Annotated in this window: 21 protein-coding genes and 6 pseudogenes; 16 read left to right on the top strand and 11 right to left on the bottom strand. The window is 68.1% G+C overall.

The window, feature by feature from the left end; translation table 11 throughout:
- Positions 1-315: 315 nt before the first annotated feature.
- A complete protein-coding gene (locus tag ACLJTM_RS33970) occupies positions 316-510 on the bottom strand; it encodes a hypothetical protein (RefSeq protein ID WP_411107682.1) in 195 nt (64 codons plus the stop codon).
- 81 nt (positions 511-591) lie between these two features.
- Positions 592-957: a hypothetical protein gene (locus ACLJTM_RS33975; RefSeq protein ID WP_411107683.1), complete on the bottom strand. Its 366-nt coding sequence runs from the start codon at positions 955-957 to the stop codon at positions 592-594.
- A 364-nt stretch (positions 958-1,321) separates the two neighbouring features.
- Between ACLJTM_RS33975 and ACLJTM_RS33980 the strand changes: the two genes are divergently transcribed.
- Positions 1,322-2,242, top strand: a complete 921-nt coding sequence (locus tag ACLJTM_RS33980; protein WP_411107702.1) for an STAS domain-containing protein — start codon at positions 1,322-1,324, stop codon at positions 2,240-2,242.
- A 175-nt stretch (positions 2,243-2,417) separates the two neighbouring features.
- Entirely contained in the window at positions 2,418-2,714 is a 297-nt protein-coding gene (locus tag ACLJTM_RS33985; RefSeq protein WP_411107684.1) for a chaplin, read from the top strand.
- A 432-nt stretch (positions 2,715-3,146) separates the two neighbouring features.
- Here ACLJTM_RS33985 and ACLJTM_RS33990 read toward each other — a convergent pair.
- Together ACLJTM_RS33990 and ACLJTM_RS33995 are read right to left on the bottom strand one after the other, a co-directional pair.
- Positions 3,147-3,591 (bottom strand): annotated as a pseudogene (locus ACLJTM_RS33990) (CBS domain-containing protein).
- 102 nt (positions 3,592-3,693) lie between these two features.
- Complete coding sequence (locus ACLJTM_RS33995; protein WP_411107685.1) at positions 3,694-3,825, bottom strand: hypothetical protein; 132 nt, start codon at positions 3,823-3,825, stop codon at positions 3,694-3,696.
- 334 nt (positions 3,826-4,159) lie between these two features.
- Between ACLJTM_RS33995 and ACLJTM_RS34000 the strand changes: the two genes are divergently transcribed.
- The gene (locus tag ACLJTM_RS34000; protein WP_411107686.1) at positions 4,160-4,366 is read left to right on the top strand and encodes a hypothetical protein; all 207 of its coding nucleotides are present in this window, start codon (positions 4,160-4,162) and stop codon (positions 4,364-4,366) included.
- A gap of 227 nt (positions 4,367-4,593) precedes the next feature.
- Here the strand turns inward: ACLJTM_RS34000 and ACLJTM_RS34005 are convergent, their stop codons facing one another.
- Positions 4,594-4,815 carry a hypothetical protein gene (locus ACLJTM_RS34005; RefSeq protein WP_383812341.1) on the bottom strand — a complete coding sequence of 74 codons (222 nt, stop codon included), beginning with the start codon at positions 4,813-4,815 and terminating at the stop codon, positions 4,594-4,596.
- Between the two features lie 510 nt (positions 4,816-5,325).
- Here ACLJTM_RS34005 and ACLJTM_RS34010 point away from each other — a divergent pair.
- On the top strand, positions 5,326-5,820 hold the full coding sequence (locus tag ACLJTM_RS34010; protein ID WP_411107687.1) for a DUF4142 domain-containing protein: 495 nt from the start codon (positions 5,326-5,328) through the stop codon (positions 5,818-5,820).
- A gap of 362 nt (positions 5,821-6,182) precedes the next feature.
- A complete protein-coding gene (locus ACLJTM_RS34015) occupies positions 6,183-6,488 on the top strand; it encodes a hypothetical protein (RefSeq protein WP_411107688.1) in 306 nt (101 codons plus the stop codon).
- A 285-nt stretch (positions 6,489-6,773) separates the two neighbouring features.
- Here the strand turns inward: ACLJTM_RS34015 and ACLJTM_RS34020 are convergent, their stop codons facing one another.
- Together ACLJTM_RS34020 and ACLJTM_RS34025 are read right to left on the bottom strand one after the other, a co-directional pair.
- Positions 6,774-6,995: a hypothetical protein gene (locus tag ACLJTM_RS34020; protein WP_411107689.1), complete on the bottom strand. Its 222-nt coding sequence runs from the start codon at positions 6,993-6,995 to the stop codon at positions 6,774-6,776.
- A gap of 341 nt (positions 6,996-7,336) precedes the next feature.
- Entirely contained in the window at positions 7,337-7,828 is a 492-nt protein-coding gene (locus ACLJTM_RS34025; protein WP_411107690.1) for a hypothetical protein, read from the bottom strand.
- 302 nt (positions 7,829-8,130) lie between these two features.
- Between ACLJTM_RS34025 and ACLJTM_RS34030 the strand changes: the two genes are divergently transcribed.
- The 3 genes from ACLJTM_RS34030 (at position 8,131) to tal (ending at position 10,796) form a co-directional block, all read left to right on the top strand.
- Positions 8,131-8,436 carry a hypothetical protein gene (locus ACLJTM_RS34030; RefSeq protein ID WP_411107691.1) on the top strand — a complete coding sequence of 102 codons (306 nt, stop codon included), beginning with the start codon at positions 8,131-8,133 and terminating at the stop codon, positions 8,434-8,436.
- Positions 8,437-8,569: 133 nt separating this feature from the next.
- Positions 8,570-8,800: a DUF6480 family protein gene (locus ACLJTM_RS34035; protein ID WP_411107692.1), complete on the top strand. Its 231-nt coding sequence runs from the start codon at positions 8,570-8,572 to the stop codon at positions 8,798-8,800.
- 331 nt (positions 8,801-9,131) lie between these two features.
- The gene (tal, locus tag ACLJTM_RS34040; protein WP_411107693.1) at positions 9,132-10,796 is read left to right on the top strand and encodes a transaldolase; all 1,665 of its coding nucleotides are present in this window, start codon (positions 9,132-9,134) and stop codon (positions 10,794-10,796) included.
- 1,350 nt (positions 10,797-12,146) lie between these two features.
- Here the strand turns inward: tal and ACLJTM_RS34045 are convergent.
- A pseudogene (locus ACLJTM_RS34045) lies at positions 12,147-12,359 on the bottom strand (hypothetical protein); the annotation flags it as partial.
- A 283-nt stretch (positions 12,360-12,642) separates the two neighbouring features.
- A complete protein-coding gene (locus ACLJTM_RS34050) occupies positions 12,643-13,548 on the bottom strand; it encodes an AurF N-oxygenase family protein (RefSeq protein WP_411107694.1) in 906 nt (301 codons plus the stop codon).
- A 317-nt stretch (positions 13,549-13,865) separates the two neighbouring features.
- Between ACLJTM_RS34050 and ACLJTM_RS34055 the strand changes: the two genes are divergently transcribed.
- The 6 genes from ACLJTM_RS34055 to ACLJTM_RS34080 all read left to right on the top strand — a co-directional run bounded on the left by ACLJTM_RS34055 (position 13,866) and on the right by ACLJTM_RS34080 (position 19,724).
- Complete coding sequence (locus tag ACLJTM_RS34055; protein WP_411107695.1) at positions 13,866-14,858, top strand: 3-oxoacyl-ACP synthase III family protein; 993 nt, start codon at positions 13,866-13,868, stop codon at positions 14,856-14,858.
- Between the two features lie 55 nt (positions 14,859-14,913).
- The gene (locus ACLJTM_RS34060; RefSeq protein ID WP_411107696.1) at positions 14,914-15,204 is read left to right on the top strand and encodes an acyl carrier protein; all 291 of its coding nucleotides are present in this window, start codon (positions 14,914-14,916) and stop codon (positions 15,202-15,204) included.
- Positions 15,205-15,402: 198 nt separating this feature from the next.
- Complete coding sequence (locus tag ACLJTM_RS34065; protein WP_411107697.1) at positions 15,403-16,629, top strand: beta-ketoacyl-[acyl-carrier-protein] synthase family protein; 1,227 nt, start codon at positions 15,403-15,405, stop codon at positions 16,627-16,629.
- Between the two features lie 281 nt (positions 16,630-16,910).
- Positions 16,911-17,075: a hypothetical protein gene (locus ACLJTM_RS34070; RefSeq protein WP_411107698.1), complete on the top strand. Its 165-nt coding sequence runs from the start codon at positions 16,911-16,913 to the stop codon at positions 17,073-17,075.
- A gap of 316 nt (positions 17,076-17,391) precedes the next feature.
- Positions 17,392-18,186, top strand: a complete 795-nt coding sequence (uppS, locus tag ACLJTM_RS34075) for a polyprenyl diphosphate synthase (RefSeq protein ID WP_411107699.1) — start codon at positions 17,392-17,394, stop codon at positions 18,184-18,186.
- A 107-nt stretch (positions 18,187-18,293) separates the two neighbouring features.
- Positions 18,294-19,724 (top strand): oxygenase MpaB family protein, encoded by a 1,431-nt coding sequence (locus tag ACLJTM_RS34080; RefSeq protein ID WP_411107703.1) that lies wholly within the window; start codon positions 18,294-18,296, stop codon positions 19,722-19,724.
- Positions 19,725-20,093: 369 nt separating this feature from the next.
- Here ACLJTM_RS34080 and ACLJTM_RS34085 read toward each other — a convergent pair.
- A pseudogene (locus tag ACLJTM_RS34085) lies at positions 20,094-20,273 on the bottom strand (IS5/IS1182 family transposase); the annotation flags it as partial.
- Between the two features lie 230 nt (positions 20,274-20,503).
- On the opposite strand from ACLJTM_RS34085, the pseudogene ACLJTM_RS34090 reads away from it, so the two are divergent.
- Positions 20,504-20,654 (top strand): annotated as a pseudogene (locus ACLJTM_RS34090) (IS5/IS1182 family transposase); the annotation flags it as partial.
- On the opposite strand, the pseudogene ACLJTM_RS34095 reads toward ACLJTM_RS34090, so the two are convergent.
- A pseudogene (locus ACLJTM_RS34095) lies at positions 20,642-20,875 on the bottom strand (helix-turn-helix domain-containing protein); the annotation flags it as partial. The pseudogenes ACLJTM_RS34090 and ACLJTM_RS34095 sit on opposite strands and share 13 nt — an antisense overlap.
- Here ACLJTM_RS34095 and ACLJTM_RS34100 point away from each other — a divergent pair.
- A pseudogene (locus tag ACLJTM_RS34100) lies at positions 20,865-21,272 on the top strand (transposase); the annotation flags it as partial. The pseudogenes ACLJTM_RS34095 and ACLJTM_RS34100 sit on opposite strands and share 11 nt — an antisense overlap.
- Positions 21,273-22,011: the final 739 nt, after the last annotated feature.

Below are 22,011 nucleotides of genomic sequence, written 5' to 3' on the forward strand. Positions count from 1 at the left end.
ACGGCGCCACCGGTCTATCCACAGACCTGATCGGTCGGAGGTGTCGTAGGGGTCACCACGGCACCGACCGGACCACCCACGTCCTGCCCTGGCAGACAGCGTCCGCCGGGCCCATTAGAGATCCAGAACCTCTAATTGCTACGAATTAGAGGTGTCGTTTTCCGAAACAGGCTTGCCCACCGGGCCTGACCTGCATCAACGGGCGGTCGCCGGTTTGGGAGGTTCACACCTCCGGTCACACTCCCGGTCCCCCGCTGAAAGCAACCGTCCAGACAACGGTCCAGCCCCCTTGCGGTGCAACCCTGTCCGTGGCTCCTACAGACCGCCGCGGTGCTCGTAGACCGTGACCCGCAGTTCACTCATCGCCTCGGCCACCATCTCGGCATCCTTCCCCTGGTCTATGGCTTCCAAGGCTGCGGCCGCTGCCACCTGGACCTGGCGCGGCAGGCCCTCGTACGCGGAGAGCCGGTAAGCGGCCGTCCGGCGAGCCTCGCACTCCGCAGCACTCACCCCGCCCTGCGCCAGGGGAAACCGGCGGCCTGGTACATGTACAGACCCGCCACCACGTTGCCGGTGTGAGCCTCCGCCTTCTCATCGAGCAGCCGAGATACCGAAGCACTCCTGAAAGAAGCCGACGACCTGCCGGCGGGAAAGCAGCGCCCAGAGCCCCGTCCCAAGAACGCCGGCCACAGCACCGACCACGGCCAGGATCCGTCCGGAGAACAGCGCCAGCCCGAGCGAGGACCCGGCGAGCGTCCCGGCCAGCACCATCATGGCTTTGTACGCGTCGAAGAGCAGCGTTTTGACAGCAGTTTGGGCGCCACCCTGGCCGTCCGTGCCGATCCGTTGTTCATGACGTTCGCCGGCACCGCCTGGCGCCGAGACGTAGCGCCGACGGTCGAGCGTCCTCGGGAACCGGGTCGCTGGGGGACGGCCCAATCCTTCCGAAGCTGCCACGAAGTGAAAAGTAACGCTCTGTGATCAGAGGGTCGTTCGGTCAGAGGTTGCGGGTGAGGCTCAGGGACGTCGCGGCCGGCCGGCGGCGGACCGTGGGGCGGGGGGATGGCGGCGACCGGGATCAGGTGTTCGTTTCAGGGGTAGTTTGGGAGTAGCCGTTGGTGAACCCCGCGCTGCCGCGTCCTCCACGGAGAGGGCGCTTCCGGTACGGACCTCCTCGACGTGCGGCCCTTCGGCCGCGCACTTTCGCCCTTGCCGCGCGCAGGGGGGACGGAGGGCTCCGACCGACAGGACGGGCACCATGCAACGCATCACCCCGGTGACTCATGCGCACGACCCGGCGAACCTCGTGCCTGACCTGGCGATGTCAACACTGAGCTTCCACCGGCGGATAGGCCCCCCGGGAACGCGTGTGCTGACTGTGGCGGGCGAGGCCGACATCGACACGGAACCGGCCCTCGCGCAGGCCTTGAACGCCGCCCTCCATGACCTGCCCGTTCCGCGCGCCCTTACGGTCGACTGCTCCGGCCTGCGGTTCTGCGGGTGCGCCGGCCTCAACCAGCTTCTGCGAGTCCGCCGCGCCGCCGCCGAGGCGGACGTCTTGTTCGCCCTCGCGGACCTGAGTCCGCAGGTCGCCCGTCTCCTCGACCTCACCGGCACCCGTGCCGTCTTCGATGTTGTGGCCGCCGCGTCCGCGGTACCGGCCAGGACCCGCACGCGGGGGCAAGCTGGGCCCACAGGGCAGATCTCATGGCCCCAGGGCGCGGGCGAGCCGGGTCCTACCCCCGACGCTGCGCCGGCCAGTACGCGTATAGGAGCGCAGGTCGCCGTGCTGACCGCGCAGGTCGAGAGGCAGGCCGACGCCGGCCAATGGCAGCTGTCCGAGGCCGACACCGCTCTGGCCCGCACCACCGCCACCCGGCTCCAGGCGTTCGTGGGCACCGCTGCCTCGCAGGAGGCACTGCCGGGCATCGAGCGCCTTGAGTACTTGCGCGAAGCCCTCGCGGTCCTGGCCGTCGGCACCGCCCACACCCACGGCCAGCTCGCCTGGTTCCTCGGCCGCGCCGCCGCCGCCCTCGCCCCCGTCCTGCAACGGCGCGCCCTGGAGGCCGACCGGGAACACGCGCTGGGCACCGTCCTGCCCACGCTGGAGGAGTTCACCGACGCCGAGAACGCCGTCCGCCACCTGGATGCCGTCCTCGCCCGCACCACCACCCACGGTCACAGCCACCGGCGTGACCGATCGATGCCCCGCCATCGGTCAAACCGCACGTCAGTGGCGTGACCGGTCCATGCAACTGCGGAATCTACGGACCCGGGGGCGTGAGCAGTGGTCAGGGCGAGGCTGCCAGGGGCCACCGGTACGGCTGAATCCGCGTAACCAGCTACGTGTTCGTGCTGTTGGGCGGGAGCACGTGCCGTGCTCCCTGCGGCAGGGCCACTACTTCAAGGAGATTTTGATGTCGCGTATCGCCAAGGCCGTAGCCGTAACCGCCGCAGCCGCCGCCGTCCTCGCCGGCGGCGCCGGCATGGCCGCCGCGGACGCCACCGCCGAGGGCGCTGCCATCGGCTCCCCCGGCGTCCTGTCCGGCAACGTCCTCCAGGTGCCCGTCCACATCCCGGTCAACATCTGCGGCAACACCGTCAACGTCATCGGCCTCCTCAACCCCGCCTTCGGCAACACCTGCATCAACAACGGCGGCGACAACGACAAGGCCGACCACCACAAGTCCGACCACCACGGCGACAAGTACTAAGCACCACAAAGCTGACCGCGAGCGCCCGCCACAGTACCGAAACCAGCAGATCACGCCCTCCTCTGAACCAGCCGCAGGGCGCACGCCCTGAGCGGTCCGGCCTACCCCCCCCCCCCCCACCTTCAGGGAAGCCGGACCGCCGCAGCTCGACAGCAGTGCAGCCCAATCGAACCGCGGGAAACGCAGAGCACAGTGGACGGGCCCCGGGCGGATCCTGCGGGCCGTAGTGCGGGTCGCGTAGTCGACCGTCGCCGACGCCCCGCGTCGAGTTGGGCATCGCCATCTCGTCTGGTTCGAACGAGCCGCCGGAGGAGTGCCGGAGCGGGCAGCCCGGGAAGGTACACCACTCCGGCCAATCGCTACGCCGCATATTGGCCCAAGGTCACTGTCCGGGCGGGCTGAACCCGGAGGTGACCTGTGGCCAGACGGGTATCACTCGACGGAGAGTGCTTGCAGGAGGTCTGCGACCTGGGGGTCGGGCAGGGCGCGGGCGACGTCCGCCTGGGCGACGATGCCGACCAGGCGGTGGCCGTCGATGACGGGCAGGCGGCGTACCTGGTGCTCGTTCATGGTGGCCAGGATCTCGGCGGCGTCGTCGTCGGCGCCGATGGTGACCGCCTCACCTTGCGCCAGCTCCCCGGCTTTCACCTGGCTGGGGTCCTTGCCCGCACCCAGGACCTTCACCACGATGTCGCGGTCGGTGAGCATGCCCTTGAGCTTGTCGTCCTCGCCGCAGATCGGCAGCGCGCCGACACCCATCTGCGTCATCTTCTTCGCCGACACCCATCTGCGTCATCTTCTTCGCGGCCTCAAGGACCGTCTCCTGCGCGCCGATGCACTCGGCGTCTTCCGTCATGATGTCGCGGGCCGTGGTCATGCGGTCGTGCTCCTTGTCTGTGGCTGCGTATGGGCCGTGCTCGAGTTGGCAGGGGCGGGGCTGCTCGGCGCGTGAGCTCTCACCCGACCGGGCAACTCCGGATCACGTGTGCAGGCGGCTGTTGGTGCCGTCGTGACCATCCGCGTGGTCCTCGTCGAACCAGCGGTCGCCCGCGGCGAGGTAGCGGAAGGAGTGGACGCTCTTGCCGGGGAGGGCGACGGTGACGGCACGCATGCCGTCCTCCCGGGGTTCCAGGGTGTGGGTGCCGGGCTGCCAGTCGTTGAAGTCGCCGACGACGCTGACCGGGCCGGGCGGCGTCTCGGCCGGCAGGGCAAACGTGACCTGGTACGGTCCTTGAGCTGCTTGCGCTCCAGCATGGAAAGGCTCCTGACGGCTCGGGGGTGTTGCGCCTCATCCTCAGGCCGGCTGTCGGGCCGGGCTGCCGGACGCGCCTGCGACCGGGACCGCCTTCACTCTTGCGACACTGCGTGACCGAAATGATGCAGCGGGTCATTGATCGTGTCAGCGTGGTGCCGGTACGACTTCCACACCGCGAGGAGCCATCGTCATGAGCGAGCAGGACAAGCGGCAGCAGCCGGGTCAGTCGGGCAAGGGGCCTGAGGAGACGGAGGCGGAGCGTCGGCAGTCTGCGGGCCGGGCCCCGGCGCGCCAGCAGCAGCCGGAGAAAACCTCCCGCGGCCTGGACGAAGAGACCAAACGCCGCCGCGAGGAAGACCTGGTGAGCGAGGGAGACGTCGAGGGCGACGAGCTGTAGCAGCCCCACCCCCAGGGCCCGGCCGGACGGCAGCGCTGCACCGAGGCGGGCTTCGAATCCGCTGCTGGGTCTGCGCCTGTACGCCGATAGCAATCGCTGCCCCGATCGCAGCGGGGGCGTCATTGAGTTCCACACCGCCCCGGCAGGTCCCAGCGCCCGCGGGCGGGAGAAGGCTCTTCACCCAGGCGTGCCTGGGTGAAGGCCGCCTGTGCCGTGTCCGACGGAGGTCACCATTCGGGATGTACGTCGTGGCTGTCGTAGCGGACCCCGGCGGCGGTGATCCAGGGGCGGAAACGTGCGGGGGTTGTGTGGTCGTGGGTGTAGATGACTGATTCGCCTGTGTCGTCGGTGACGATGACGGCTCCGGCCTTCTGCGCGCTGCGCAGGGCGTGCGTCCAGTGGCGGCCACGTCGGCCGGTGCGGTAGTCGGGGATCTTGCATTGGGACATTGGTCACCGCCTTGTAGCCACGGGCTGACTGGACCCGCCGCAGGCCGCATATCGGACGGCCGTTATACCCGTCTTGGCCCTGAGGTGAACTCCGCTGTGACGGGCGAGGGGCGGGGACCTGCGGATGGAGGCGAACGGTTGCGTTCGAGCTCCGCGGCGTAACTGGCAGGGTGACTGGATCGCCGGGATGCTGAGGGCCTCCAGCCTTGGCACACCGCTCCGTACTCGCGCCGTAGCCCGGCGCCGGTGAGCTTCGCGACGTGCCCTCGAAGGGGGTCCCAGCGAGCAGGTGCGGTTGGACGTGCCAAGCATGTATGTCGATTGTCCGTAGACCGTGAAGGCGTTTCCGGCGTTGTTCTGGCACATGCCGCCGACGCAGGACTGCCGCGCCAGCGTGTGTGTTTGCTCTCGGACGGTATGGACAGACGCCGGGTGCCGCGGTCTTGCCGGCCCGCTCGGGCCGCCCGCGGTCTGGGAGGAACCATGCATGCAAGATTTTTGACGATTGCGGTGTTCACAGCTTCCCTGGCGTGTTCCGGGGTGTCGGCAGTCGCCGCCGCCCCGGCTCCGGACAGTGCCGATGCGCGTTTCGTGCAGATGGCCCACCAGAGCAACCTGGCGGAGATCGCCGCCGGTCAGGACGCCCAGAAGAACGCGACCACGACATGCGTCAAGCAGGCCGGTGCCACTCTGGTCAGCGATCACACCAAGCTCGACGCGGAACTCTCCGCCCTGGCGAAGAAGGGCGACGTCTCCCTGCCGGAAGCCCCGACCCCTGAGCAGCAGGCCACGCTCGCCGACGTCCGGTCCAAGGCCGGTAGCCCCGACTACGACAAGGCGTGGCTGACGGCCCAGGAGGCCGGCCACACCAAGACGCTCACGCTGATCGACCAGCAGATCAGCCAGGGCAAGGACACCGAGACCACCACTGCGGCGAAGAAGGCCCGCCCGGTGGTGGCCACGCATCTGGACATGGTCCGCGGCGGGACCTGCCACAGCATGTGACGACGCCTCGCCCCGAATGACCGCACCCGCACCGGGGCCCGCCAGGCACTACGCGTGCTCGGCTCACCGGCACGCGCCTTGTTCGCGTTCCGCGCCTGCCCCTGAACATGAACGCCGGCCCCAGCCCGGTCAGTGTTCTCGGGGGCAGGGAGGCCTTCGAGGCTTGCCGCCGAGCGCCGTCGACGGGCGGTTCCACCGTCAACCCCGGGCAGAGCGCCAACACGGGCCATCTGCGTGATTCGCGCTTTACGTGATGCTTATTCTCCGGTTTTCGGGTAGTCGCCTGATGGGACCGCCTCGATCTTGGCGGCTCCCGCCCCGTGGAGCCCTCCGTGCTCCGCACAACGGATTGGACACCTGCCATGACCACCGCGAACCCGAGCGGCACCCCCACAGGTCGCCGGACCGACGTTTCCGGACACGGGACACGGCGCCTGTCGACCGAGACGAAGTCGGCCCTGAAGACGACGGAGTTCTTCGTCTACATCGCTGCCGTCGTCGCAGTCCTGATCGCCTCCATGCTCGTGGGCACCGAAGAGGGCCACCTCGACTACTTCCGCGCCGACAAGGCGTGGCTGTACATCGTGATCCTCACCGTCGGCTACATGCTCAGCCGCGGGCTGGCCAAGTCCGGCAGCCGGGACAACTACGACGACAACGGCTCCTGACCCCACGCGCCACCGGGGAGAAGCCGAGCCGCACGGTCGCGAAGCCTGGCTGCCCAGCCGGCCCGGGCCCCGCTCCTGCCTCGTCTCCCGCGCAGGTCGCCGATCCGCAACCGGGTGATCCCGGGACCACCACGGCCTTCTCCAGCCCGCCTGGGGGAAAGTCTTCACCGTGCGAGGTAACTGGGCCACGGTGACCTTGCAGCGAGCCGCCCTCTGCCCGACCATCAGGCCGGGCAGAGGGCGGCGCAAAGCCGGACGGCGGATCCCGGTAGGGCGGGACCGGCGTCAGTCCTTGGCGATGGCCATACCGAGGAAGATCCCCACAAGCAGCGCGACGCTGCCGGTAGCCATCACGGACCACGTTCCCGCGTGCGTCGCGCCGAACGTCGAGGTCATCCCGGCCTGCGTCGCGGCCTGCGTGGCCTGCGCCCCGGCCATGGTCGCCTCCTGGACAGCCAGAGCCGTCTCCAGCTGCTGAACCTTGGTCTCCAGCTCAGACTGCTCCATCGCACGGTTCCTCTCTCACGGCGTGCCGGGCTGATCCCGGCCTCACCGTCCATCGCTTCCCCACCGCGCGGACACAGCCGCGCCACGCGCCTGGGGTGTACCCGTTTGCCGACGACGGGCGCCCCCGCGGTGGCCGAGACGGTTACCGGGCCGGAGGGGCCCCCGGCGCGCTGGTGCGCCGCGCCGACGACATCCGCTCCGACACCCGGCACGAGCCCACACCGCGCCCTGACACCGCCCTTCTCCCGTGGCCTTCCGGCCCTGGCCCTGGTCAGAGGTCTCGGCCTGCACTGCGCTGTGGCCTTCCCGGGTTGGCGCTGTTCGATCCGGCGGGCCCCGGCTCAGCCGGCCTGGGCGACGAGGCGGGGGTAATCAAGGTCCGACAGAGCTGTCGCGACGATGGCCACCTGGTCCCCGTCCAGAGCATCCGCCAGTGCTGCCTGAGCTTGGCCGTAGGCGGACCCGTCCCGGGGGCCGGTAGCTGCCGGTAGCCAGCAAATGGACACGATCTTGTTATGCCGCGTTCCGTCCGCACTGGCGAAAGGCAGGTCATAGAGGACAAGCCGGGGCTGATCCGCAGGCAGTGCCAGCAAAAGCTCGTCGTGAGTCAGGTTGCTCTGATCCTCGACGAGCAGGGAATCCGCGGAATCACCGAGCCGGAAGATCACGGTGTTGACATCGGGTTTGCCCTTCAACTCCCAGAATGCCCGAATGCAGCTATCATCCACGGCGATACCACGGCCCACGACGGTCCCTCCGGTCCAGAGTGCGACTTCGAGGACCCCAACGACCTGCCCCTCAGCAAGTTCTGCGCCCGCTGTCGGCGTACTCATCAACGTTCATGTGTACGCCGACACCCGCCTCCAGTCACCTGGCCATGACTGCGGTCTACGCCGCCGCGGAGGAGTCCGCGCAGTCGGCCCGCCACGGCACAGCCTTCGGCGGCCCAGGACCCGCGGTGGGACAATAGGACTGCCAGCGGTGAGGCGGGCGCGTCCGAGCAGCCTTAAGCCTTCCCGCATACAGAACAGCAGGTCAGACCATGGCCAATCAGCAACACAAGCCTTCTCAGCCCACGCACGGTGAGGGCCCGAGCCCACACAAAGGCACCGAGCAGCACGGCTGGTCGCCGGACATGGACGAGACCAGGCAACAGGACAATCCCAGCGCTCACCGCTCCTTCCACCCGGACAAGTACGCACCCGCCAAGGGTCCCGGCAGGACCGTCTCCAAGGAAGAATCGGGCAACCCCCACGGCACCCCCACCAAGAGCATGAGCAGCCGCGGCGAGGAGCAGGGCAAGGGTTCCGGTGACAAGGGAGTGCACGACACCGGCCCCCGAGGCCGCTCGCAGCGTCCCAGCGGAACCAAGGACGCCTCTGCCTTTACCGGTGTCGACCCCCAGGACCCACCCGAGAGCGAGACCCGAAGCGCCGGATAAACCCCCGGCCGCTGCCGCCGAAGCAGCCCTGCGGCGTGGTGCGTCCAGCGCCGGGTAGGTGCTGGACAACCCTGCACGAGCCGCGTGCGCCGCAGGACAACTGACGGCTGTTGCCGAGTCAGGAGGCCACGTCATGTCCGCACAGGATTCGGAACCAGAATCGGGCCGTACGCCTTCACCCGGCGCGGGGACCGGGGTCCCGCCAGGCGAGACTCCGCCCGGTGAATCGAGCACGGGTACAGGAACCGGCCCGTACCGGCCCCTCACCCGCGGATGGGGAAAGGGACCCCTGGTGCTGATCTGCCTCCTCGCCTTCGTAACCGCCCTGTTCTTCCTGGCCTACGCCATCACGCTGGATCTCTGAGGTGGCTAATCGCGCCCACCCAGCTTGGCCAGTGGTCCGGATGGGTGCGGTGTCGCGTTCCCTTGGCTTTCAGCACTCGTGCCGGCCGGCGAAGATCGCCCACAGCTTTCGCGTTCCAGCTCCAGCGCCGCGCGCCGGCCGGGCCAGATGCTGTACTCGTCCGATGCGTAAGTAGCCGAAGCCGGGTCGTTTCTGTTTGTGCGCGTGCCTCTGGACGATGCGGGCAGGCGGAGGGGGAACCACCGTGTCGAGCGCCGCGGTCGGCAGTTTCGCCCGCCGGGTGACATGCATCCTCATCGTGGGCGGCGCCGCACCGTTCTGGAGGTTTGGCATGTCTGTTTCCGCTGGCACTGGTCCGCTCGCCGCCCTGTCCACCGCGGGAGTGTCGATCTGGCTCGATGACCTCTCCCGCGAGCTCCTGGCCGGTGGAGAACTCAAGAAGCTGATCACTGACAAGCACGTCGTCGGGGTCACCACGAACCCCACGATTTTCGCCTCCGCCCTGTCCAAGGGGGACCGCTACAACGAGCAGCTGCGCCGCCTCGGCGCCGCGGGGACCAGCGTCGACGAGGCGGTCTTCGCCCTCACGACGGACGACGTACGAGACGGCTGCGATGTCTTCGGCCCCGTCTACGAACGCACCGGTGGCGTCGACGGGCGGGTCTCTCTCGAAGTGGACCCGCGGCTGGCGCAGGACGCCGATGCCACCTCCTCCCTGGCCCGCAGGCTGTGGGACACGGTCGACCGACCCAATCTGTTCATCAAGATCCCGGCCACCCGCAAAGGGCTGAAGGCGATCACCGCCGTCATTGCCGAGGGCATCAGTGTCAACGTCACTCTGATCTTCTCCCTGGACCGCTACCGCGACGTGATGGACGCCTACCAGAGCGGCCTGGAGCAGGCGCTGGCCGCAGGCCGCGACCTGTCGGACATCCACTCGGTCGCCTCGTTCTTCGTCTCCCGCGTCGACACCGAAGTCGACCGCCGCCTCGACGCCCTCGGCAACCCGCAGGCCCGGGCACTCAAGGGCAAGGCCGCGGTCGCCAACGCCCGGCTCGCCTATCAGGCGTACCAGCAGATGCTCACCGAGCCCCGCTGGCAGCGCCTCGCCGCCGCAGGGGCCCGGGTCCAGCGGCCCTTGTGGGCGTCCACCGGGGTCAAGGACCCGTCCTACCCGGACACGATGTACGTCAGCGAACTCGTCATCGCGGGCACCGTGAACACGATGCCCGGCGCCACGTTGGCCGCGTTCGCCGACCACGGCACCCTCCCCGCCCACGCTCCGACCGGGGATGACTTCGCGGCCGCCGCCGCCCACCTGGAGGCACTGGAACGCACCGGCATCGACTTCGCGGACGTCACCGACAGCCTGGAGCGCGAGGGGCTGACCAAGTTCGAGGACAGCTGGACCGAACTGGGTGAGTCGGTCCAGCGCGAAATGAACGCCGAGGCAGGCGCTGCGAACGCCGCTGACAGGAGCGAGGACGGCGGCTCCGAAAGTGGCGATCTGCTGGCGATCTACCTGAACGACCACTACGCCGGTGCCACCGGGGGCCGCGAGCTTTTCCGGCGGGCCGCGAAGGGGCGCACCGATGCGAAGGAGGCCACGGCCCTGGCCGAACTGGCCCGGCAGATCGACGAGGACCGTGACGCGCTGGCCCGGATCATGGGGGATCTGGGCGTGTCCACCAGCCAGTCCAAGGCCGCTGTGGGCTGGCTCGCGGAAAAGGCGGGTCGCCCCAAGCCCAACGCGCACCTCCTCTCCCGCTCCGCGCTGAGCGACGTCCTGGAAGCAGAGTCCATGCTGCTGGGCGTCCTGGGCAAGACAGCCTGCTGGCGGACCCTGCGCGCCCTGGCCGAAACCGACGAGCGCCTCGCCGCCGACCAGCTGGACGCGCTACTGGAACGCGCCGAGCAGCAGAGCGCCACCCTGGAGGAACTACGCTCCACGGCGGCTGCCCGAACCCTGCTTCCCCAGCACTCCCCCACACAGTGACGCCGGCCCCGGGTTACGCCCCTTCCCCTCACGACTCGCACCGTAGGGAAAGCTGCATCCGTCGGCGACCGCCAGGCTGACGTGCCCATCGACCCGCAGCAGTGTGCTGTGCTGGAGACCGTGGCCGCAGCACTGGTGTAGCGGTCCGACTCTGCAAGGACCGGGCGACCGCCAAGGCCGCACCGCCGTTGGCCATGCCGGGGAAGGCACGGCCAACGGCGCGAGGTGAGCACATCGGACGCCGGTCCGGGTACGGATGTCGGCGGTCGACGTAGAAGACCGCCGCCCAGTAGTAGTCGTGCCAGTTCGTCGCGGTCACGAAGCCATTGTCGGTCTGCTCAAATTCCAGGCGCTGCACGGCGCGCAGCAGGGCCACGGCGGCGGTGCCTCCACGAGCCGAAAAGAGCGCTGCCGTCTGTGCCAGGATCCGCTCGTCGAGGTCCTGGTCTTCCGGGTCACATCGACTCCGGCCACGCGGACGTCTACGACACAGCCGACCGCATCCGGTCCTGGCGCACCACCTGAACCAACGGGGGAGCAACATGGCTGATGGTCGCGGGCAAGCTCCACCAGCTCCCCGTTCGGGGTGTCGACGGTCTCGCCTGTGGCCTGCCGGCGTAGGCCACAGGGAAATGTCGAGCACCTCTCGCAACGGCGCAGGATCCTCGCGCGGAGCGGCAGGTAAGCCCGCTACCCGATCAGTGGCCACTTGTAAGAGGTCAGTAGTCCGCCGGTCGACAGTAGAGGCCGATCTCCTCGGTCGAACAGCCTTCGTAGCAGCACTCTTTCCTCAGGTTTTCGAGGGTTGCAGGATCCGGCACCTCCAGCCCATAGCTTCGGCATACCCTCCTCGCTACGAGCCTCAATTCCACTGGGTCGCAGATCTTCAGGCGGATGGGCCCAGGGCCGCTCTGCTCCTGGCAATGATGCGGTGCGGCAGCCTGCGCCGAGGTCAGAGGGAGCATGCACGACGTGAGCACAGCTCCGACCATCAAGCCCAGACGGCTGATGATGCGCATATTTCAATGCCTTTCTTGTAGAGGGACTGTCGAGACCATCTAAGGAGTCACCTTTACAGCCCGCCAGTAAACTAGGCCGGCCGTGTGAACGACGGCGATTTTGGTTCAGTCCGCGATTCCGGCTCTGTCTCACATTCGGTGGTAAAGCAGGTGGCGGAGTGTCGTTGATATCGGCGTGAAGGATGTCAACGAGCTTGTGCAGATCGCGTTTTCAGGGATACCCCCGCTGGTCATCGAGCATGTGCCGACGAGGGCGAGCGGGTCGTGGTGAGGGCCCGGACTCCGAAGGAGACCGCGACCTGTCCGGCGTGCGGGGCACCTCGCCGGTGTAGGGAGTGTCGGTGAGGAACACCTGGTGCCGCAGGCCCTCGTCCTGGTCGAACAGGGACAGCTGGGCCGACCACCTCTGGCATCCCGCCCTGGACCAGGACGGCTCGCCGGGGTGTGGTCGCTCGCGGCGCGCGATGATGCGCGTGCCGGCCGGATAGCCGGTCAGCTCGGCCATCCCGGTCAGCTCGGCGACCTCGGCGCCGGCACGGAGCGCGACACGTCTGGTGGTGCATGGGAAATGCTTCAGTTCGAGCGCAGCGTGGACCGGTCGGCTGGCGGTCGGGCTGGCGAGCTGGCCGCTCCATGCTCCGCAGGTTGCGATGGGGACCGGTGTGCAGGCGTCCCGGCGGTGGGCCGGGGCGCTGGCCTATGTGGCCGGTCACCAGTGGCCGGTCTCCGGCTGGTCGGGCGCGACATCGTCGCCATCGCCGTCAGCGGGGCCGCAGCCTGGAAGCTTTCGTACGGGAGTGATGTCAACGGTGCCCGGGATATTTCGGCTATTGGAGAAGGCCGGCGTGCCTCCACCAGAGCTTCTCGGTCGATGTGATCATGCCGATGTCTGTGAGGAACGGAACGACCTTGGCTCCACTCCACAGCAGTGTTCCTTGGAAGTGTGCATTGGCACGAGCTTCGCTGCGGGCCTGTCGTGGATCCAGGCCCATGTCGCGAAAGACGCGAGGGTTGACCAGTAGCTTGGTGACTGCCATGGCGCGCACACCCATCCGCTGCCGCTGCACGGCTAGGCGCGCGGGCGGCATGCACCTGACGGAGTCCCGCATGGCGGAGCGCGCGAAGGTGATGTGTCGGGCCTCGTCGGCGACGTGGATCCGGCACACCTGGCGGACTAGCGGGTGGACCCGCTCGTCGCGGGCTGCCTCGCGCTGGAAGCGGTCGAGGACTTCTTCGAAGATCAGCGGCGTGGCGAATCTGAGGTCGTGACGGGAGGGGAGGAAGCATACGGCTGCACGGTGGAGGGCTGCCGAGGGGCGGTAGTCGGGGCAGCCGAGCCGGTCCAGTAGCTGGCTGAACATGGCGGAGTGCCGGGCTTCTTCGGAGATCTCGGTCAGTGCGTACTGGGTGCGGGGGTCCCTGGGGTCACGTCGGGTGAGAGCCCGGGCGAAGGTCTCCATCAAGAGGAGCTCCGACCACAAAGCCAAGCCCACCATATTGGCGAGTTCGCGGCGGGACATCTCCAGGCGCTGTTTGTCGTCCATGCGCTGCCATAGGGGTGTTCCGAAAAGTGGCATGCGCTCGGGCACGCAGTACCAGACATCATCGGGGGCGGGCGAGTCCCATGCAATGGACGCCTGAGAGTCGAGCGGTGGCGGGGATACCTGCAGTAGGCGCCGGGCGACCTCGTGCGATGTGCCTTCCGCCGGCGCCGCTGTGGGGTGGGTGCCCATGGTGTGCCTCCCGGGTACGCGCTGCTGAAGACCGTTCAGGTGAGCACTTTGGTACGCACGCTCGCGGTGCCTTCGGCCAACACAACCGGTGGAGGTCGGGATTCACCCGCCCAGATCAGCAGGGTATGTAGGCGGGCCCCGGTGTCTGGGGTCGGTCGGACGCTTGGAGCAGCTGTCGTCGGAGTCGGGGCCGTCTGCCTGTGTTGGACGTGCTCGGGGGTAGGAACGGGACCATTCTGGTGAACCCGCCTTAGGCACACGACCTGAGAGCGACGTGGAGCCGCCGAGTTGCGACGTCGCCGGATACGTTTTCCGATGTGAACCCGACCCGATCCAGCCGCATGGCAGGCGTTTCCGCATACCTTCCGGAGAAGCGGATTTCGACAGCATCTCTCGAGGAAGAGATCGCTGGCGAGAGCCCGAACTTCATCGTCCCGGCTGGGGCGATCGAGACTACGACCGGCGTGGAGCACCGGTACATCAGTCCGTCCCATGAGTGCCCCTCAGATCTGGCGGTCGCCGCCACGCACAAGCTCCTGGCCGACACAGGGCGGAGCATTCAGGACGCTGATCTCATCATCTTCGCCGCGACATCGTTGGATGTGCTGGAGCCTGCCACCGCGCACATCGTGGCGTACAAACTCGGCGCACAGTGTCCGGTTTTCGACGTGAAGAACGCCTGCAACAGTTTCCTCAACGCCCTCGAAGTCGCCGATTCGCTGATCCGGCAAGGTGCTTACGAGCGGATCCTGGTGTGCTGCGGCGAGACTTGGCAGAAGACCAGACGCATGCATGTCACCAAGCCCAGAGAATTCGCGCATGCCATGGTCAGCTACACCATGTCCGACGCCGGGGCGGCCATGTGGCTCGAAGCCGCCCCCGAACCAGGCATCCTCGGCTCACACTTTTTCGCCCAGTCCAAGGCTTGGGACGCCACCGTCATCCCTATCCCCTCCGCCCCGGAATGGGAGTGGACCAATAGCCTGGAGGCCATGATGCGAGCGGGCCGCTCCCTGGCCATCGACCGGGCAGTCCTGGAGCGGGCTCTTGGGATGTCCTTCGACGATGTCGCACGCTTTTGTATGCACTTGCCTACGCAGCGCTGGACCGACCGAATCCTGGAATCGCTCGACATCCCCGCCTCCCGGGTGCTCACCACGATTCGAACTCACGGCAACACCGCAGCCGCCACACTCCCCTTGCAACTCGCTATGGAAGTCGAAGCAGGTCACGTGCATCCCGGTGACATGGTGGTGCTCCTAGGCATGGCGAGCGGGGTCAGCCTCGGTGCTCTCGCCCTCCGCCTGTAACCCGCACCCCGCGCAGCACACCATGCCCTTACCTCCCGCTTGGAAGAACCTCACCATGGCTCCGTATCCGAACGGTTTTGAGACGATCTGCGAACTCCTGACAGCGCACTTCGATGATGTCGATCCCGGCATGCTGACTCCGCACGCCACGTTCGAAAGCCTCGGACTGGACTCCTTGGGCCTGATGGAAATGCTGGTGGTTATCCATCAAAGGTTGGGCGTGACGATCTCCGAGCTCGGCGTGGACCTCCGCTCGGATCTGACCATCGGCGAGGTCGCCGCCGTCCTTGAGCAGCGCGCTTACCCCGCCCGGGTTTCAGCTGCGGCCGAAGGGGCGGCGGTATGAAAGCCACTGCGATGAATCCCACCGCCACACACTCACAGTCTTTGATGCCACTGGCCCGCCCTCGGAGCGTGTTTCACAAGCTCGGCTCGGTCGGCGGGACGAGCCGCGACCGCCGCTGCCGACATGCCGGCCGACCTCGTAGCAAAGCGCCCAGCATCCTTTCCACCCCAGCCGTCGCGGCTCAGCAAGCTGCCGGGCATGCGCTCTGATGCCATCGCGGTGACCGGCATCGGCCTGGTCACGCCAGCCGGACTCACCGCCCAGGACAATTGGGCCGCGCTATGTCAAGGCCGGTCACTCGCCGCACACGACCCGCTCCTGTCCGGGTTGCCCTGCGACTTTTCCTGCCAGGTCCCGCCTTTCGACGCCGCCGCACTGTTCGGCCGTTCCCGTGCCCGGCGACTGGATCGCTTCGGTCATTTCGCGCTGATCGCCGCCCGCGCAGCGGTCATCGACAGCCACCTGGACCCGCGGTCGTGGAACGGCGAACGGGTAGGCGTCGTCCTGGGAGCCGCCTCCAACAGCATGCAGAACTACAACAGCGAGTTCTCCCAACTCCTCGACGGCTATCCCTCCCGGGTTTCACCGCTGGCGCTGCCCCGCAGCCTGCCCGACACGGCATCAGGCGAAGTCGCCCTCGACCTCGGCGCCAAAGGGCCCTCCTTCGCCACCGCCGCCGCCTGCGCCTCCGGCGCCGTTGCTCTGAGCACCGCCCGCGACCTCCTGCGCTCGGGCGCCTGCGACATCGTCCTCGCCGGAGGCAGCGAATCCCCCCTCGCCCCGATGACCGTGGCCTGCTTCGCCCAGATGGGAGCCATCTCCCGGCGCCGCGACCAGCCCCACCTGGCCTGCCGGCCCTTCGACGCCGCCCGCGACGGACTAGTCCTGGGAGAGGGCGCCGCCGTCCTGGTCCTGGAACGCCCCACCGCGGCCAAGGCTCGACGCGCACCGGTGAAAGCGCTCCTGCGCGGCTGTGGCACCACGACGGACGCCCACCACCCCATCGCACCGCACCCCACCGGGGACGGCGCCGCCCGAGCCTTGCGCATCGCGTTGAAAGACAGCGGCTGCAGCCCTCGCGACATCGGGCACATTAATGCGCACGGCACCTCTACCCGACACAACGACGCCGCGGAAGCAGCAGCCCTTGCCGACGTCTTCGGCCCGGACATGCCTCCGGTCACCGCTTCCAAGAGCATCATCGGCCATGCCATCGGCGCCGCCGGAGCCATCGAGGCGGCTTACACGATCCTGGCCCTCCAACACCAGCAGGTCCCACCCACCGCGAACTTCGCCGTCCAGGACGGTGACCACAAACTCGACATTGTCTCCGGAGCCTCTCGCCCCGTCACCATGGATACCGCGATCACCTGCTCGTTCGGATTCGGCGGCCGGAACTCGGCCATCCTTCTCACCACGCCGTAATTCGCGGCGCATCTCCTGCGGGGCGTTCTGGTTCGATGAGGGCGGCTACGCCATCCTCGAGCGCGGCCGGCGGTTCCGTGGCACACGGCTGCCCGGTGCGTGGACGGGAATCCGGTCGCTGAGGTCAGCCTCCTTGTCGATGGTGCGGTTCTCTGCCGCACCCTCGGCCCGGGCGATCTTCCGGAGCTCTTGCGCGCGCCCGCCCGGTGCTGGGCGGACAAGGCATACCAAGTCGCCGGCCGACATATGCGAGTCTCCTTCCGGGGCGGCCGGCTCCAGCGATGGAAACGACGCGCAACTGCAGCCACGCCAAGTTCCGCTGCGTCGGCGGGCTGGCCATGGCCGTCCTGAAGGCTTGGCGCATCCTGCGGAAACGCCGCGGCGGTACCAACCTGATCACCGGCATCGTGATGACCATCCTCGTCCTCCACCACATCTCAACATGAGGTTGTAGGAGGCTGAGTAGCCCTTCGGCGCCGGGGCCCGGCCGTAGGCCGTGCCCCGGCGTCGGCCGCGACCGCACGTCCTTCTTTGTCGGACTGGCGTTCCAAGGGTGAGCCCACCGGCCTTCCGGCGCTCGGCGTGGCCGCCCGATGCCAAGCTGTTCGTGTTGATCGGATCAGTGCACCGCCCCAGTGATCACCGACGACGCGGCCCGCCGCGCAGCACCGGTTGGCCGTCCCGGTGCGGCGCCAGGGTCCCGTTCCCGTGTCTCCCCTTGCGCGCGGCGGAAGGGGAGACAGGAGAGGCCCCAGAGAAGGCATGACCATGCAGCAGACGGCAGACGGGCCCGGCCCGTCGTCCCCGGACCTTCCCCAGCCCGCCGACGACGGGCGCGGCCAGGTACCGCACCACGTCGCCTGCGTGATGGACGGCAACGGCCGGTGGGCGCAATCACGGGCCCTGCCGCGTACCTCCGGGCACAGTGCCGCGGAGGCCACCGTGATCGACGTCATCGAGGCGGCGCGGGGGTCCGGGGTGGGATGGCTGAGCCTGTATGCGTTCTCCACCGAGAATTGGGGCAGGCCGAGCGATGAGGTCGACTTCCTGATGCGGCTGGTACGGCGCGTGGTGCGCAAACACGCCTTGTTCCTGCATGCACGTGGTATCCGCTGTCGCTTCCTCGGCGCGACCGACCCGCGCATTCCGCCTGAACTGGCTCGGGACTTCAATGACTTGATGACACTGACCGGCGACAATCGCGGCATGACACTGACCGTGGCCTTCGACCACGGCGGTCGCAGGGACATCGTCGAGGCGGCGCGCTCGCTGCTGCGCAGCAATACCCCCGCCGACAGCGTGACCGAGCAGACCTTCGCCGGGCACCTTCCCTACCCCGACACGCCCGACGTGGACCTGGTGATCCGTACCTCTGGAGAACAGCGGATCTCCAACTTCATGCTCTGGCAGGTCGCGTACGCCGAGTGGGTCTTCCCGCCCGTCCTGTGGCCCGACTTCAGCGCCTCCCACTTCCTGGAGTGCCTGCACTCCTACCAGCAGCGCGACCGCCGCTTCGGCGGCGTACTACCGAACCAGACCGGAGAACCCCGACTGTGAGCATCCCGGACGCAACCGGCCCCGACGGCCTCCCCTTCGACGACGCCGACCGCCAGAACGCCGGGACCCGGACACCCGTATCGGACACCGGTGCGCCGCACAGGCCCTTGAGGAGTCCGGACGCGCGCTTCGAGACGTTCTTCAACGACCCTCGGTGGGCGCTCGCCATGGTCCGGGCGACGGTACTGGAGGCCGCTCACCCGACGATCGGGGCGGCCCTCGTCGACAACTCCACGTTCGTCACCCACCCCTGGCGACGCCTGCGCAACACCTTCCTCAGCATGCAGCGCATGACCGGCGCCGACGAGGAGGCACGCAGCCGGGAGGCGGCACGGCTGAACCGCATGCACGCGCGGCTGAAGGGAACGGATCCGCACCACCGGCCCTACGACGCGATGGACCCCGGCGCCCGCGCCTGGGTGGTGGCCACCCTGTTCGAAAGCTCCGTCACCATGTGCCGACTGAGCGGCCAGCCCCTGGAACAGGGGTTCATGGAGGCGCTTTACGCCGAGTTCCAGGCCATGCTCGTGGAGATGGGCGACGAACCCGGTCACCTGCCCGACAGCCTGCCCGAGTTCTGGCAGTACTACGACAGGGTCGTGGCGGAGGAGCTGGAGAACACGGAGGCGATGCGCGTCATCCTGTACAAGCTCTTCGACCACCTCCCCGCTCCCCCGCTGCTGAGCGGACTGCCCACGGTGTGGGCGGCCGGCCGTGCCCTCGCGGGCCCGGTCGTCGGGGCGATCGCCGTGGCGTCACTGCCCGAACCGTTCCGCCGCCGTGCCGGGCTGCCCGAGATGCCCGGTGCCCAGACCCTGATGCAAGGCGCCTACCTGGCCGTGGGACTAACCCGCTTCCTGCCCGCGAGCTGGATACAGCCCGCGAACATCATCGGCCTCCTGGAAATGACGCCCGACAGCGACGATCCGCGCGCCAGGACCCTCGCGGAACTGCAGTCCAGGATGAAGCGGGCCGGCGCGCTGCTCCGGCTACTGACCCCACTCCCCGACCAGCCCGAACCCGCAACGCGCCCGGCCACGGCCGCAGGCACCGAACAGCGGCAGGACGCGGAGAACTTCTTCCGGCAGGTACTGGACCAGACCGGCAACGGCTCCCTGGACTGGCCCGACCTCGCCGCCATGGCCCGTGAGCTCTCCAGCCGCCTCGACCTGGACGAGCCCGAGGAGACCCGGCTCTACCACGCCTACGCGGACTGGTGGCGCGAACTCCAGGCGGCCCTGGACACCGACGGCGACGGCAGCATCAGCGCCCAGGAGTACGCCGCCGCCGCTCCCTCCCTCGCCGGGCCCGCGCTCATCAGGGTCGCCGAAGTCCTCTTCGACGTCACCGACAGGGACGGCAGCGGGCACATCGATGCCGCGGAGTACCGGGCGCTGTTCCGCACCGCCTTCCAACGCGACACGTCGGGGGCCGGGGGTGTGACGTACACGCGCAGTGCCTTCGTGAAAGAGTTCCTGTCTTTCATGTCTGGCCGGCAGCGCACCACGGCGTTCGACCCGCTGATCGCGGGGGCGTGACGCCGGGGTGGTCGCGACGCCTGCTGAGGCCGGGCCCGACCGGTCGGCGGGGCAGGGACTTCCCCACCTCCTGCCGACTGGCTGGTGTCCCCGTGTCCCCTCCGGCATCGACGTCCAGTCGTTCAGCCGCGGGCGCGCGGGAGACCACCGTTCGCCATCGCACCCTGGACCTGGACAACGTCGCGTTGCTTCCCGGGCGACGAGTCGACGGCTTCTCCTTCCACCCGGGCGCTGGAGACTTCCGCGAACTGCGGCACTTCCCCCACAGGAGAACGGCCGGGCCCCCGTCACGGGCCGAAGTCTTCCGCCACTCCTTCGTGGCACTCGCGGTGGGCCGCACCAGCCCCGTCCTCTCGTGGCTGGCGCCGGCCGGAATCGCGAGCGGGCGTCCGGCTCGTGCGGCGGGACGATCAGCCCGGTGCCGAGGTAGGCGCCGTCTTCGATGACCGTTGTCCCGGCCGCTGCGGCCGGCAGGTCCGACTCACGCCAGACGTGAGCGTCGGCCTTGTTGCCGGGCGCTGGACGAGCCGACGCAATGACAAGACGGTTATGGCCCACGCGGCAGCAAAGGGAGGTGCAGAACCGGTTCCAGCGCCTTGGTTCCCACTCACCGTGGCAGAAGTCCGCCGGCTCCTGGCCCTTCGCCTCTCATGTGCGCGCGAAGACGGTGCAGCACGTCGAGGACCTGCATGACGTCCATCATGCAGGTCTTTCTGACAGGGGTGTCCTACAGTAAGAGTTGTCCCGTAACTGCTGGTCACAGATGAGATGATCTTGCTGTGGCTGGTGTGATCACGGCGTCGGAGCCGTCTTGGATAGCCCCGTTCACCGGGCTGAGCCCGCGTTGTTTCGGGAAGCTGGTGACCGTGCTGCGGCGTGAGGGTGCGGACGCGGTCCGCAAGGGCCGGCCGTGGAGCCTTCCGTTGGACGGCAATGCTGTGGTCGCGGGTGGGCACGAGAGTGCCGTCCACGATCAGCACGGTGTCCTTGGCGAACCGCTTGCGGGGCTGCAGAGCGAGCATCGGCCCGAGGTGGTCGATGATGCGGTCGGCCGCCGACTTCGAGACCCCGAAGAGCGGGGCGAGCTGGCGTATCGTCAAGTTCGTGCGCCAGTACGCCGCCACCAGCAGTGCCCGGTCCTCGCAGTCCAAGAACTACCGATACTCCACCAACCACCAGATCGTCATCGACGCCGACACCCGCCTGGTCGTCGTAGTCGGCCGGCCGCTTGCCGGAAACCGCAACGACTGCAAGGCATGGGAGGAATCCGGCGCCAAAGCCGCCATCGGCAGAACACTCACGATCGCCGACGGCGGCTACCTCGGCACCGGACTCGTCATGCCCCACCGCCGCCGCAAAGACGAAGACCTGCCCGACTGGAAGCAGGCGCACAACAAGTCCCACCAACAGGTCCGCGCCCGCGTCGAGCACGTCTTCGCCCGCATGAAGACCTGGAAGATCCTCCGCGACTGCCGCCTCAAAGGCGACGGCGTCCACCACGCCATGCTCGGCATCGCCCGCATGCACAACCTCGCCCTCGCCGGATAGGCGACCGGATCACACCGCGACCGACCCCTGCCCAGGGCGACGCAAAGATCATACACGGGACAACCCCTTACCTCACCAAAATCACCCCATCAGCCACCACCGACCAGCCGCAGACTTAACCCTGGGATTTCTGGCGCATCACACTAGCGGCGCTCTCGCTTGAGGTATTGCCCGATGGGGGGCGTAAAGGAGCCATCCCTTCTGAGCGGTCGGAATGCGGCGGCTATGGACTTCGCAGGCATCGCACTGCATGAGGCGACTAGGCTCGATAAGAGCATCCACTGGTAATGGGGGAGTGTTGAAGTGGCAGCTTCACGACGGCTGGAGTGTGATCGACTTCGGCATGGAGGACCATCCATCCCGGCTGACCATTCAAAACAGGGACCTCGACCATTCGGTGGCCCATACGGCCCGTGATCATGACTGCAAGCAGGGACAGATACTCCCGGCGTAGATCATCGGAAAGTAGGCCAGCCACGGGCACTGTTACTACGTCGGAAGGTTCCGCGGGCAAAAGGCTGCATGTCGTCTGGACGGCCTTCACCAGGGCGCGAAGCTGCCCCGGAGGCATCCGCACCCGCAAGGTCTCCAAGTAGACGTTCAGCACGTCTGAGAGGGCGGTTCGTGAGGTGATGTCCGTTTCTAGATGAGGCTGGTGCGGGCTACTGCTTCCTGGTGAAGCTGCCGGTGTCGGCTTCGGTGAGGATGTCGAGCTTGACCAGGCGTTTCAGCTTTGCGC

The organism is Streptomyces sp. cmx-4-9, from assembly GCF_046548835.1.
Taxonomy (GTDB): domain Bacteria; phylum Actinomycetota; class Actinomycetes; order Streptomycetales; family Streptomycetaceae; genus Streptomyces.